The sequence below is a fragment of the Secundilactobacillus angelensis genome (assembly GCF_012641075.1).
Classification (GTDB): Bacteria; Bacillota; Bacilli; order Lactobacillales; family Lactobacillaceae; genus Secundilactobacillus; species Secundilactobacillus angelensis.
On record NZ_JAAXLJ010000022.1, the window covers coordinates 22,824 to 35,842 of the forward strand.

General features: G+C 37.7%; 16 protein-coding genes and 1 pseudogene. 9 read left to right on the forward strand and 8 right to left on the reverse strand.

Features of this window, described 5'->3' with window-relative positions; all coding sequences use genetic code 11:
* Window positions 1-6 precede the first annotated feature (6 nt).
* The 4 genes from HC026_RS10450 to HC026_RS12845 form a co-directional block, all read right to left on the reverse strand.
* Entirely contained in the window at window positions 7-933 is a 927-nt protein-coding gene (locus HC026_RS10450; RefSeq protein WP_010623241.1) for a ribonucleotide-diphosphate reductase subunit beta, read from the reverse strand.
* A gap of 106 nt (window positions 934-1,039) precedes the next feature.
* Window positions 1,040-3,187 (reverse strand): class 1b ribonucleoside-diphosphate reductase subunit alpha, encoded by a 2,148-nt coding sequence (nrdE, locus tag HC026_RS10455; RefSeq protein WP_168925886.1) that lies wholly within the window; start codon window positions 3,185-3,187, stop codon window positions 1,040-1,042.
* Window positions 3,188-3,214: 27 nt separating this feature from the next.
* Window positions 3,215-3,673, reverse strand: a complete 459-nt coding sequence (nrdI, locus tag HC026_RS10460; RefSeq protein ID WP_332871184.1) for a class Ib ribonucleoside-diphosphate reductase assembly flavoprotein NrdI — start codon at window positions 3,671-3,673, stop codon at window positions 3,215-3,217.
* A 545-nt stretch (window positions 3,674-4,218) separates the two neighbouring features.
* Entirely contained in the window at window positions 4,219-4,308 is a 90-nt protein-coding gene (locus HC026_RS12845) for a putative holin-like toxin (protein WP_220096012.1), read from the reverse strand.
* A 492-nt stretch (window positions 4,309-4,800) separates the two neighbouring features.
* Here HC026_RS12845 and HC026_RS10470 point away from each other — a divergent pair, with 492 nt between their 5' ends.
* From HC026_RS10470 to HC026_RS10495, 6 genes are all read left to right on the forward strand, one after another.
* Window positions 4,801-4,992 (forward strand): type II toxin-antitoxin system RelE/ParE family toxin, encoded by a 192-nt coding sequence (locus HC026_RS10470; protein WP_057811371.1) that lies wholly within the window; start codon window positions 4,801-4,803, stop codon window positions 4,990-4,992.
* A 117-nt stretch (window positions 4,993-5,109) separates the two neighbouring features.
* Entirely contained in the window at window positions 5,110-5,451 is a 342-nt protein-coding gene (locus tag HC026_RS10475) for a helix-turn-helix domain-containing protein (RefSeq protein ID WP_057811373.1), read from the forward strand.
* A gap of 19 nt (window positions 5,452-5,470) precedes the next feature.
* Window positions 5,471-6,166, forward strand: coding sequence for an ATP-binding cassette domain-containing protein (locus tag HC026_RS10480; protein WP_069360342.1), 696 nt, complete (start codon window positions 5,471-5,473; stop codon window positions 6,164-6,166).
* Between the two features lie 2 nt (window positions 6,167-6,168).
* Window positions 6,169-6,933, forward strand: a complete 765-nt coding sequence (locus HC026_RS10485) for an ABC-2 family transporter permease (RefSeq protein ID WP_168925880.1) — start codon at window positions 6,169-6,171, stop codon at window positions 6,931-6,933.
* 2 nt (window positions 6,934-6,935) lie between these two features.
* Window positions 6,936-7,607, forward strand: a complete 672-nt coding sequence (locus HC026_RS10490; RefSeq protein ID WP_023062188.1) for an ABC-2 family transporter permease — start codon at window positions 6,936-6,938, stop codon at window positions 7,605-7,607.
* Window positions 7,608-7,620: 13 nt separating this feature from the next.
* Window positions 7,621-7,977 (forward strand): hypothetical protein, encoded by a 357-nt coding sequence (locus HC026_RS10495; protein ID WP_168925881.1) that lies wholly within the window; start codon window positions 7,621-7,623, stop codon window positions 7,975-7,977.
* Window positions 7,978-8,194: 217 nt separating this feature from the next.
* Here HC026_RS10495 and HC026_RS10500 read toward each other — a convergent pair whose 3' ends face one another.
* Complete coding sequence (locus tag HC026_RS10500; protein WP_168925882.1) at window positions 8,195-10,039, reverse strand: MDR family MFS transporter; 1,845 nt, start codon at window positions 10,037-10,039, stop codon at window positions 8,195-8,197.
* Window positions 10,040-10,203: 164 nt separating this feature from the next.
* On the opposite strand from HC026_RS10500, the gene HC026_RS10505 reads away from it, so the two are divergent.
* Together HC026_RS10505 and HC026_RS10510 are read left to right on the forward strand one after the other, a co-directional pair.
* Window positions 10,204-10,779, forward strand: coding sequence for a TetR/AcrR family transcriptional regulator (locus HC026_RS10505; RefSeq protein ID WP_084975558.1), 576 nt, complete (start codon window positions 10,204-10,206; stop codon window positions 10,777-10,779).
* 5 nt (window positions 10,780-10,784) lie between these two features.
* Window positions 10,785-11,249, forward strand: a pseudogene (locus HC026_RS10510) (recombinase family protein); the annotation flags it as partial.
* Window positions 11,250-11,336: 87 nt separating this feature from the next.
* Here the strand turns inward: HC026_RS10510 and HC026_RS10515 are convergent.
* From HC026_RS10515 to HC026_RS10525, 3 genes are all read right to left on the reverse strand, one after another.
* Window positions 11,337-11,576, reverse strand: a complete 240-nt coding sequence (locus HC026_RS10515) for a hypothetical protein (protein WP_022638442.1) — start codon at window positions 11,574-11,576, stop codon at window positions 11,337-11,339.
* Window positions 11,577-11,646: 70 nt separating this feature from the next.
* A complete protein-coding gene (locus HC026_RS10520; RefSeq protein ID WP_168925883.1) occupies window positions 11,647-11,868 on the reverse strand; it encodes a hypothetical protein in 222 nt (73 codons plus the stop codon).
* Window positions 11,847-12,323 carry a hypothetical protein gene (locus HC026_RS10525; protein WP_168925884.1) on the reverse strand — a complete coding sequence of 159 codons (477 nt, stop codon included), beginning with the start codon at window positions 12,321-12,323 and terminating at the stop codon, window positions 11,847-11,849. Before HC026_RS10525 ends, HC026_RS10520 begins: the two co-directional genes overlap by 22 nt.
* 351 nt (window positions 12,324-12,674) lie before the next feature.
* Between HC026_RS10525 and HC026_RS10530 the strand changes: the two genes are divergently transcribed.
* A partial coding sequence (locus HC026_RS10530; RefSeq protein WP_168925885.1) for a ParA family protein occupies window positions 12,675-13,019 on the forward strand: 345 nt, incomplete at its 3' end.

Sequence of the window (13,019 nt, forward strand, 5' to 3'; positions counted from 1 at the left end):
TACTCCTTAAAAGTCGTAGTCGTCATCGGTCATTTTTTCGGTGTCCGATTCATTGTTTGCAGCCGTTACCTGTTGCAAAAATTGATTTTGGTCAATCATCAGTTCTTTGAGTTGCGCCACTAGTGAAGACGGTTGAACTTCGTAGACAGCGTTAAAGCCAAGTGACATTAATGCATGATTGGCACCATAGGAGGCCAGATTGATGGCTTCGGTGGCATCGTCAAGGTTAGCTTCTAAGAAGTCTTTTTCAGTTTGCATGAGTTGATCAAACTGTGTATTAATCCAATACTGCAGTTCGGTTTGATCACTTACAGTGAGTTCTTCAAATCTGAGGCGAAATTTGTAACCAATATAAGCACTAAAAAGGGCGCTACCGCGGAGAATATTAGCCAACATTTGGTAAGTATTGACGAGAGCCTGTGTTTGAAGTATTGTCCAGTATTTACCAAACGAGAGCCCAGTTTCAGTCAGAATAAAAAGGGCTTTTTTCTGTAAGGCCATATCGCTAGTGCTCATTTGGGCTAGTTGGTCAATTTCAGCTTGCAGATTGGCATTATCATCTGCCCAAGTAAAACTTTCACCGCCGTTACCCGGAATCAGAGCCCGGAAAATGGTCGTACAGCTTTTGGCATGGACTGATTTCATAAAGGTAATGGTGTTTAATACGGATTCTTCTTGTTGAGTTCGCCGATCGTGGCGAATAGCAGGGGTGCCAACTTCTGATTGGTAGACGGCTAACATTGATGTACCTGCCAACATACGAGTAATGGCCTGTTGTTGAGTATCTGATAGCTGTTGCCAAGCCGTTTGATCATTCGTGATGGGAATCCGAATGTCCAACCAAAAGTTAGTGGTGAGTCGTTCCCACATGTATTTATCGAAATTATCTTTAATATCATCCCAGTTAATTGCTTTGTAGTATAAATAGTCCATCGTTATTTGTTCGTCTCCTTAATTAGGATTCATGGGTATATGGGTCTTGTGACCCAATAACGTATGCCGGTGTGTTAAACGGACGGTAAGACCCCAAGTGAATTTCCTAGATCATGCATGATTCACATTCATTTGCCGTTTTAATTTCATCGTCTTCTGTAAACGTTCGAATGTAATAAAGTGACTTAATGCCTTTTGTCCAGGCGTAATTCCGTAACCGGTTAAGGTCTCGGGTTGTCATCTTTAAATTGTTATTGTCCTTCCACTCGTAAAGGTCAGGTTTCAAAACTGAACGCATAAATAGTGTCAGACTCATGCCTTGATCAATGTGCTTTTGAGCTACGGCATAGGTGTCAATAATTTTTCGTTGATCAATATCATATGCGGGTGTGTAGTAAGGCAAAGTTTCGTTAGACAGGTAAGGTGCTGGATAGAAGATTGAGCCTACCTTATTTTCCTGACGTTGTTCTACTAATTGTGTGATTGGATGAAGTGATGCACTTGTTTCATTGACGTACGAAATTGACCCGTTCGGTGCCACAGCGAGTCTATTACGATGATAAAGGCCGCCAGTAATCACAGCTTGCTTGAGTGCCTTCCAATCTGTAACAGATGGTAATTTAATATTTTTGAAGATTTTTGCAACTTTGGTACTCTTAAATTTAAAGTCTGCGTTCAAGTATTGATCGAAGTAACTGCCATCAGCGTACTTTGATTGGTCAAATTTAGCGAAGGTTTCGTGGCGTTCACGGGCAATTCGATTGCTCGTAACGAGTGAATAGTAGTTTAAAGCTAGGAAGTAGGCATCAGTAAATTCAAGGGCCTCTGGTGAGCCATACTCAATTTGGTGGCGTGCAAGGGCAGTATGCAGACCCATAGCCCCTAATCCAATCGTGTGGTAAAGTTCGTTACCATGTTTAACAGTCGGTACTTCCTTAACATCGGTTGTGTCAGTTACGAGGGTGAGCGCACGAACAGCAACCTCAACTGAGTGACCGAAGTCCGGCGAGTCAATCATATTCATGATATTAGTTGATCCGAGATTACATGAAATATCGGTGCCAATTGTCTTGTACGATAGGTCATCATCAAGTTTTGACGGTTCTTGAGGCTGTAAGATCTCACTACAAAGGTTACTCATAATAATTTTGCCATCGACAGGGTTAGTTTGGTTGGCCGTATCAATGTTCAAGATGTAAGGATAACCAGATTCTTGTTGGAGTTGAGAAATCTTTTGTTCTAGTTTCCGCGCGTTAAAGACTGACTTCTTAATATTGGGGTTAGCGACCATGTTGTTATATTCTTTGGTGATATCGATGTAAGCAAATGGCGTACGATATTCACGTTCGACATCATAGGGGCTAAAAAGATACATTGGTTCGTTAGTCTTGAGTAATTCATAATATTTATCAGGAACAATCAAACCGAGGGACAAGGTCTTCACCCGAATTTTTTCGTCCGCATTTTCCTTTTTGGTATCCAGAAAATGTAAGATGTCAGGATGGAAGACGTTGAGATAAACCACTCCGGCGCCGTTCCGTTGCCCAAGTTGGTTACTGTAGCTAAATGAGTCTTCAAGTAACTTCATCACTGGTACAACGCCAGACGAGGCGTTGGAAATCTGCTTAATAGGATCACCTGAGGCGCGCAAGTTTGACAGGTTAACGCCGACGCCCCCACCGATTCGAGATAGTTGAAGGGCAGAATTAACGCCACGTCCAATTGAGAGCATGGAATCGGCCATATCAATTAGGAAACACGACACCATTTCTCCGCGGCGCTTTTTCCCCGCGTTGAGGAAAGTGGGAGTGGCGGGCTGGTAACGCTGTGAAATTAATTCATCGGCAACGTCATTAGCAAGTTGCTCATCACCGTTTGCAAGGTAGAGAGCATTGAAGACAACACGGTCGATAAAACCTTCCAAGAATTGTTGTCCGTCGTTGGTTTTCATGGCGTACTGTGTGTAAAACTTGTACGCCCCGAGAAAGCTGCGGAAATGGAAGTGATGGTCTTTCATTCGGTCGAACAAGGACCGCACAAATTCGTGGGAATACTGATTCAAGATATCTGGATCAATGTAATCTTCGTCGACTAAGTAGTTTAATTTGGCATCCAATGAATCAAATTGTTTAGTCTTTGGTTCGACCGTCTCTTCAAAATAGGCCTTGAGGGCTTCTTGATCATAATGTAGCGGAATTTCTCCGTTGCTTGGGATATTTACGAGGTTATTTAAGTAAAAATAGGTATTTTCCATTTCTGGGGTGCTAGTTACCATTAGGGATTACTCCTTCGTTGTTTGAAAACAAAATTGATTGCGATAGGTTAAGATGGCATCGGCAATGCGAGGAATGTCGTGTGCGGTGCCACGTAGCTCAAAATCGGTAATGTAAGGAAAATCGAAGTGTTTAGCATATTGTTTAGCCGTGAGTGCAAACTGCTTATTAAAATTACGATTACCGCTACCGATAATACCGTAGCAATGCTGGTAATTGCCTTCGTACGCGAGGTAATCTCCCAAAATAGTGGTTAATATTTCAGTATAACCGTTATTAACCCCATTACCACCTTTAAGAAAGGCTGGTAGGAAGGTAACAAACGGCTGGTCAAGAGTGGTGAATTCAGGGTGTTCTTTAACATTAATTGAACTAACCCGAACATGACGTTCTTTCTCAAAGTATGTTGTCAGTCTGCTAATAAAATATTTCGTGTTGCCACTCAAACTGATGTAGAGAATATTTATGGTTTCCGTAACTAATCATCGTCCTTTTTCTATATATAGTGGTTAGACGATCATTGTAGCACTATATGTGGTGTCTATGCAAATTGGTGGACGATCTGATTGATCTACAAATTGTGTTGAATATAAAGATTCATGCGAGGTGGCTAAAATGGGCCCACCGTTGGTATTTTAAGCTGCACTAAGAGACGATAAACGGGACTTTTAATGAATGGAAGCAAGCTCCCAGGACCCGGCTCACAGTTTGCACCAAAGGCCTTGTTATCAATTGAGAAGAGCACACTGTACGGTTCATGATCAAAAAATGTTTTGATTATGTCTACTAGTTTTTACCTTTGTTTTAGTACAAAAAAACGTGCGTCCCCTAGAACTATTAGAAAGTTAATTTAAAATAGTCGAAGGATAATTAAAGGCATGCTATAATGCGGGGAAGAAAAAGAAGCCCTGCGTGAACGGAGCTTCTCAGACAAGCCGCTTTAAAGGCGGTGGTCTAGATTACAAAATACATTGTCGCCTTGTAACCGACCAAAGTTACGCAGGGCGGGTTTTTATTTGTGGTGCTTGTCGATATAACTGAGGAGCGCGATTAAAAACGGGCCAAACAGCAATATCAACGAGCGTGTCTGGAAGGCGCTCATTGGCTGTGAAATCTTCCTGAAGATTATTCCATGTTCACATGGCCTCACCTAGCAGGGGATCAGACTGTCCTTTATTAAAAAGTGCAGCGACTTTTTCGAAATACGATTTATCTAATAGATGCTCATTATGTTTCATCTTTTTCTCTCCTTACTTATGTCATTAAGTAATGACACGCTTCTAACCCTTTAATTATACAGCATCAAAAAGAGGTCACAACTGTTAAGTTGTGGCCTGCTTTTTGATGCTAATTCTCTTTTTCACCAACAGATTAAGAAACAAGCTGCTGAGATATTTGATGATCTAGATCTAAATCTTTCAATTTCCATAAACATCTTTATTTCAGAAAAACATAACTGACGGAAGTTTACCTTTGAGATTGAGAATCCAATTTATAGTGAGGCCAACCAGATAGAACTGAATCGTCATTTCAAAGCATAGCTAATAATAAGAATCTCCATGCTCATTAATTTCCAGACAATAGAGATTGATAAATGACATCAGTTAAATTTTTAGGTGAAACATGGCATGAGTATGTTGTCTGGCAGATTGAAGACCAAAGAGCTTTAAGTCATATCAATAATTTAATAAAACTAATTCAGAGCGATGGGGTAGGATTGGGTCTAAGAAAGCTAAATTCCTTTTTTATTCTTGGTAAATTGTCGAATACTGCTGATATAAAATAGATATAATCGTTGTTATACCAAGGATGCAACTGCTGGTTGTCAGATTGCTCAAATAATATGCATGCATTCTTAGAAGACCTGTTAGATAGTAATGTGGTGGAAGGGAAGTTTTGCTGAATGATTTTAGGGCAACGAATTCGAGAGGAACGTGAAAGAAGGAACTGGACTCAAAATGACTTAGCTGAACTATTAAATGTTAGTAGACAGTCTATTTCAAAATGGGAAATTGGCTCAGCCTATCCTGATATTGAAAGATTAATTCAGATTAGTGATTTATTTGAAGTTAGTTTAGATAGTCTTATCCGTGGAGACGAAAAGTTTCAAAAAAAGATTAAAGTAGAGAGCTCTAAAGTTGGTATGACTTTTTGGGACTTTATGAGTTATCGCTGGTGGGTAATCTTTGTTGTTGCATGGTGTTTGGCTTGGCTGTTACCAGTCATCATTCATGCACTTAAATAAAAATAAAGGAGTGGCAGTGATGACAGAATACATTTTAAAGACAAAACAGTTAACTAAAAAATTCAAGAATAACATTGTTTTAAATCATATTAATTTGGAAATACCGAAAGGGAAGATTTATGGATTACTAGGAATCAATGGAGCTGGAAAGTCGACTACCATGAAGATTATTACCGGAATTATTACCAGTTTTGAAGGTGAAATGAAATTCAATGGACAACCATGGAGACGATCAAGTTTAAATAAAATAGGGGCCTTAATCGAATATCCGGCAGCATATGAGAACTTAACAGCGTATGACAACATGAAAATTGTTGCTTTAGAAGAAGATTTACCACTTGACGGGATTCCAATAACCTTAAATCGTTTGAATATTAATGACACTGGTAATAAAAAAGTGAAAAATTTTTCATTAGGTATGAAACAACGATTAGGAATTGCCATGGCGATGTTGAAAAATCCAGATTTTTTAATTTTAGATGAGCCTTTTAATGGCCTTGATCCCTATGGAATTAAAGAGTTAAAAGAATACTTAAAGGAGCTTACTGAAAATGGAAAGACAGTCATGATTTCCAGTCACATTCTTCCGGAACTTCAAGATATTGCGGAGTATATTGGTATCATCAATAATGGTTCGCTAGTTTACCAGCAGGCAGTGACGGGCAAAGAAGATTTAAACCAAATATTCTTTGAAAAGACCCAGGAAGGGAGTTAATCATGCAGACAGCTTCAAAAATTGAAATGTTAAAGACAAAGGACAGTACTTATTTGAAAACTGCTTTGGTCCTACCTTGTATTTTCTTAGTATTTACGTTAATGACCATATTGTCATCAACAAATCCTACAGGTATGGCTGATGGAGTTAGTATCATTCAATCTAACATTTTTAATCTGTGGGGATTAATATTGTTGCCCATTTGTATTGTGGTGATCATTAGTAGTGATTTTCAGCAAGAATCTAGAGCGCTGGGAAGACAACGGGCTCTGGCCAACAACTGGTCTCTGAAATGGATGTATCTGGCAAAAACATTAAAATTCTGGTTGCTAGTTTTACTTTCTCAACTAGTTCTGGTTGTTATTGTGTTGATCAGTAATTTATTGACAACTAAAATAGTTGGCAATTTTCCATTATTGTTTTGTACTTCTTTAGTTATTTGGATTGGCGGCTTGCCACTAATCGTAATTAATATGTATTTACTAAGCTATCTGAATGCCATTATGGTCAGCATACTAAACTTATTTATTTCTATTGGAAGTACCTTTTTAGGAATAACACTAGCCCCATGGTTCTGGATTGATCCATGGGTATACGCATTGCGGACAACAACACTACTAAGGAGTAATCCCAACGGGACAATTCTAACTACCGGTAATACTTTGGTAAATGATACTAGCTTCATATATTTAATTCTGTTATCTGTTACCTTTTGGGTAATAATTAATTATTTATACGCAATAATTATCGACAGAAAGGTGGCGTAGCATTGCTTAAAGTAACTTTTCTTAAAATTAAGCATCAACCATTTCTCCTAGGTGTTTTGACCTTAGTTATTGGTTATGGATTGTTAATTGTTTGGAAGATGCGATCTAGTCCTGATAATAGTGATATTTGGTTTAAAAATGGTCTAGTCTATTTAAATTGTCTGACCCCCTTTTTGATTAGCTTAATTATTGCTATTCAAAGGAAATTTGAAGATCAAAGGCCTAATTTTTATAGTGTTTTATCATCTCCTAGCCGAACAAAATGGTTGTTAGCTTTCTCACTAGGAGCCTACACCATCTGGTTAATGAATCTATTAACCTTTAGTTTGTTATTTTGGATTTTTACCAAGGTGCCCTTTAGTGAATACGTTAATTTATGGGTGAGCGAAGCATTTTTAGGAATGATTTGGGTACCAATTATTGAATATTTTGGAATTATTCATAGTTATTTAGCAAGCATAGTTGTTGGCGTTATGACCATTCCGTTTACGATCTATTATGGAACGACTCAATTAGGGATTGATTTATGGAAAATGATACCTTGGGTATATAGCATAAAAATATATCTAATCCCTAAGTCACAATTAATTTGGATGATTTTAGTCATTTTGATTTGTACGTTACTGGAACAATTATTGGTTAATTGGTGCTTTAACAATTGGACAGGTAGATAAGGAGAGATTAAAAGTGAATCAAGTAAAAAATATCGTTATTTTTATTTCGTGGGTTTCCTTAGCAAGCATTATTGTTTTATTTGCTATCCAAACTCATAGTTTTAATCAAATCATGGTATTATTTTTAGTGATTTTACCAACATTGTTAAATGTGCCCTTAATTTTTAAAAGCCGGAACAAAACCGCAACTAATTTTCAATTTCTTATGATAGGGATTAGTATTGCGATATTCCTATTAGCTATGGTGACGTCAATACTCGAATCAACATATATTAATTATGTTCGTTGGGGAATGGGATTAGCGTCAATTATGGGTATATCGATCAATGCTTACTTAATTCATTGCAGTACAAGAAAGAGAAAAGTTTAACCAAAATCGATTTGGTCCAGCATGGTTTCTTGACTGTCTTGATCCAAACTCAAATAAGGAGAGCGTAAAATATCTTTTATGCATTTACACAAGATATTTTACGCTCTCCCTGAGTTTGGCTTTACTCCAGCTCAGGGGGTTCACTTTACCTCATATTCGAGGTAACTTTTTAGATTTAGCTAGTAATCCGTATTAAAGTTAATGGCTAGCTCCCAGTTCAACTTTTTAAGGGCTTACGATCTGTCAACAAAGCAATCGGCGACAGAATCAAAACAATCACCGCTCCTACTAAGTAGGTATGACTGAAGGCCTGGCTGATTTGTCGATTCTTAGTATGCTTAATTTTTCTCAAAGCTGTCGTTAAAGCTTCTTTTTGTGCCAATTGTTTGAGACCTACTAACAATTTTTTCTGACCCTGGCTTATTTTCTGATTACCCAAATTAATTTTTTGAGAAGCTACTGATAGTTTAGATATAGCGGTATTTTGATTTTCTAACTTGGTTAAGGTAAGTGTTAGTTGCTGGTTGCCCGCTTTTAAGTTGTCAGTAGCTAGTGCTAACTTCTTCTGGGCTTGGTAGACCTGGTGAAGATCGGTTCCCTTTTGGGGCTGTGGTAAATCAACTTGAGATTTGGCCGCTTGTTTAAGGGCACGTCTTAGGTTCGTCTGTTTGTTTTTAGTTGTTAATTTGGCTGATCCAGTAGTGGAAAATAGGCTGTTCAATTGTTGATGAGCCACTTTCTTTACTTTGGGTGATAATTGCTGTCGATCAACAATTTGAATGGCATCTTGATGAATATGCTGCTTAGCTGTATTGACATTATTATCAAGGACCGTTACTAGAATTGCAATTCCTAAACAAGTGCCAATTTGACGCGCTGCGTTAACAATTCCCGAACCAATCCCACTTTTATTTTTTGGCAAATGCTTAACCGAGGCCACTAACGAAACCGAAGAGAACCCAAAGCCAACACCGTTAATCACCAGAAAAGTAATGATAACAGCTTTAGGCGTTGTGGTGGTGATAAACGACAAGAGCAGTAAACTAGCTGCCATGACTAAGAGGCCAATCAAAGTAACCGGAACTGCACCAACTTGATCAAATAACTTAGTTCCCAAAGGCATCGCTACCATGATTGTTAAGGAAACTGAAATAATAATTAGGGCTGCATGTAACGCTGTATCGTTCAGAACGTCTTGTAAAAAATAATTTAAAATCAGGGTGGGGCTAACTAACGCAAAGCCAGTTAAAAAGTAAACTAAACTAGAAGCAGTTAAGGTTTTTTCACGGAACAAATCTAATTCAAGTAGTGGGTGTTTGACTTTACTTTCGATAAAGATGAACAATCCAATAGCTAATACGCCACCAATGAGTGTTCCTAAGATGATGCCCGATTGCCAACCATATTGGCGGCCTTCTAGTAGGCCAAAGGTTAAACCACCCAAGCCTAGTGTTAAAAGAACCGTTCCTGGTAAATCAATTCTCCCCGCCAAGGATTCGTCATATGATTCCCTTACCCCCATAGCTATAATTAGAAAGGCTACAATGGTTAAGGGAACATTAATGCCGAATACCCAGCGCCAAGAAGCATATTCAATAATCACACCACCAATCGGTGGCCCCCCGGCAGCAGCTAAAGCCGTTACTGCGCCCACAACGCTAGCAATTTTGGACATATGTGCTTTGCCAAATATTTCAATTCCCATTGGTAAGACAATCGGGGTGATAATGGCACCGCCTAATCCTTGAAAAAATCGAAAAGCAATCAATTCTGGTAACGACGTTGCCAGCATACAAGCCGCCGAAAAGCCACCAAATAAGGCTAACCCTAATAACATAATTTTTTTACGACCATAACGATCGGCAATCTTTGAACCAGTGATCATAAACACGGCTAAGGCTAACGTATAGATGGTGGCAACCCAACTTGTATCAGTTAAACTGGCATTGAAATGGGTCATAATTTTGGGTAAAGCAATGTTGACGATAGTACTGTCTAAGGTGCCCATAAACATCGCAATGGTTAACCCGATAAAACTGATAATTTTAGTAGTTTTTGACATCTATCAAGCGCTCCTTTCGGTAACAGATGAAAACAAAGGAAACATTTGTTACCTTTGTTTGCAGTCTTTAGTATAATTAGCCCTAAGCATTAAAACAATCCTTATTGGCTAAATGCTACAGATTGCTATAATTTGTTACCGATAGTAGAGGAGATGTTAATAAAATGAACGGAAAGCAGCGTATGGTTGAACAGTCTAAGCAATGGTTATGTGACGCTCTTATAAATTTAATGGCACAAGAGAATTTTCAGGATATTTCTATTACTGAAATTGCCCAAACCGCTGAATTATCACGAAAAACATTCTATCATTCTTTTAAAAATAAAGAAGCGGTTATTAATTACCTGTGTGATCAGTTGTTCGATCAGTACTTTGAACAATTGCTCCAGCAGAAACCACAGGTAGGGGAAATGATGTTAAAAACAACTTTTGACATTTTTTTAAATTTTTGGTGGCAGAAACGAGATTTAATTCAATTATTGATCCGACAAGGCTTATTTGATCACATGAATGAAATTTGGCAGCAAAAAGCAATTCCCCGTTATCAACAGTTTGCGGCTCCATGGCATGTTCATGGCACTCCTACCCAAGTGAATTATGTGATGGCTTTTCAATTAGGTGGTTTTACCAATATTCTACGTGTCTGGTTAGGCCAAGATCATCCTGAGTCACCAGAACAAATTAAGGATTTAATGTTGTTGGCTGCCCAACAATTAGCTGATAGTTTGAATACAAATTAGATTAGTTAGACAGAAATAATCAGGATTTAACTAAGATTATGAATACCATTCAAAATGAGGGGCTACCCTATATGTATTAAATTTGCCGTCTATGACGGGACTTGCTGATTCTAATTTACGGCAACTGATGACAAACCTTATTATTGAACTATAGTAAGTACCAGGCTGAAAGAGCGTAAGCGGATTATTAACCGGCATCAACAGGGCATTGTCCTGGCTAACCAGCAGGGCAAATATCATGGTCGTAAACAGCAATATAATGAAGATGATCCCCGTTTAAAACACGCCTTTAACTCTATCAACCAGGCATGAGTGACATAGACGTTGCCCGGAATACCGAAACGAAACAGCTAATAAAAGCAGGTATTACAAATGTAATACCTGCTTATTTTTTCCTATTACTGTCAACACGATCACCTAAGATTCCAACTAATACGCCAACAACCAGAATACAACCAACTAAATCATGATATGGAAAATCGTAGTGATTACTTGCCCACAGTATGATTAAAAGAATTACAACTAGGGTTGTGCGAAGCAAAAAACTTTTTCTCACACTATTTGGCTGCCAGTGGTAATTTAAAGATGATAAAAGTCGATACAGCGTAAATAATTAAAATCGGAATCAGTAACATTCCATAGGTGATGGGCCACGTCAAAACGGTCATTAAGGCAGTGCCAACGGTATTTAAAATTACTAACGTTTTCCTGGTTAGTTTAAATGAATGCCACATTAAAAACCACCAGTATACCAATGAGATAAGCAGTACAAAGCTTCCCAATTCAGTTAATGACAATTTATATTCCTCCTAGACGTTGCTTATTTGTATTAGCACTATGGAACATAATTTAGACAGGCTCTCTAAATTAATACGTTTTGATTTTATAAACGCCAAAACGATCAATGTCCATATAAAGTTTACTATGCGGGTGAGCATCTCTCATATTAGTCAGGTGATCTGCTATATTGCTAAAATAGACAGAAAGGGTAACTCCGACTGGTGGAGATACAAGTGATCCAAATTCAGCAATAGCTTGACCATTTTTGAATTCTGCTATCTCTTTATTTACTGCTGTCTTATTGCGCATATACACCCTAATCCCCACCAAAAACGTTTAATAGTTGGATTTGGTGAAGACTTGGCCAAGACTACACCGAATGCTGCACTTGTTGAAGCTCCATATGTCTTATCATTAGTCTTGATAGTATAGCCGTTGCTTTTAATGTCAGCATTGACTTGTGAAAGCTCATCTTCTATTTCTGTAACCATGCTTTGAGAAACATTATTATTTTCAGGGAGCTGTAATACGTATTGATTATTAACAACTTTTACATATGGATCAAGTTGATTAATTTGATTCTCAGTCAATTGATTATTTTCTGAATCTGATAATTTTGCTGTTTCAGTTGTTTGACCAGCATCCTTTATGACATTAGTTTGTTTTAACTGGGTAGTATCTGCAGAAGCCCTGCTTGTTGGTATATATGTGGCAGTTAAAATTGCACTTGCCAATAGAACTAACCCTAATTTTCTGTTTTTCATTGTTCATCGACCTCTAAAGTAGCAAAATCTTAGTCTACGAATTATATAAAAATATTTACAAGCAAACCATAAGTCTTATTTTTAGTATTTTCAATTATAATACTCATACGCGTGGTGCTAGTTAAATTTAGACAGTAAAAAAGCCTGACGGTGTACACTTAAATCAATATACAGTAAAGAAGTGTTAAGTATATCAGACTAGTTTAAGCCTTATCAGTCGAGAATGAGTGATGTTGATATTGCTGAAGTACGTGATTAAGCCGGCCAAAGCCATTGCATTAATTATTTAATAAATTATTTATTTGTTTGTCTGCTAATGATATAATTAAGCTAGATGAAGGAGGTATCAAGATGAAGATTATTACTTTTACTGCTATCAAGGGTGGTGTTGGTAAAACAACCTTGACTTTAAATTATGGTGATTGGTTAGCCAAACATGGTAAGAAGGTTCTATTAATCGATTTAGACCATCAGTGCAATTTAACAACCGTTTTTGAAAAGACACGACGAAACAATACCATCGCTGAAGCGTTTAAAGAAAATGACAATGCTCAAAAAGTAAAAATTGACAGTGTCGGACCGAATCTAGATTTAATAGCCGGTTTTATAGACCTAGATGTTTTAGGAAGTTATCTAGAAAATAACAGTAACAAAGAAATGATGTTGTTCATGTGGTTTAAAAACAACTCCGATTCA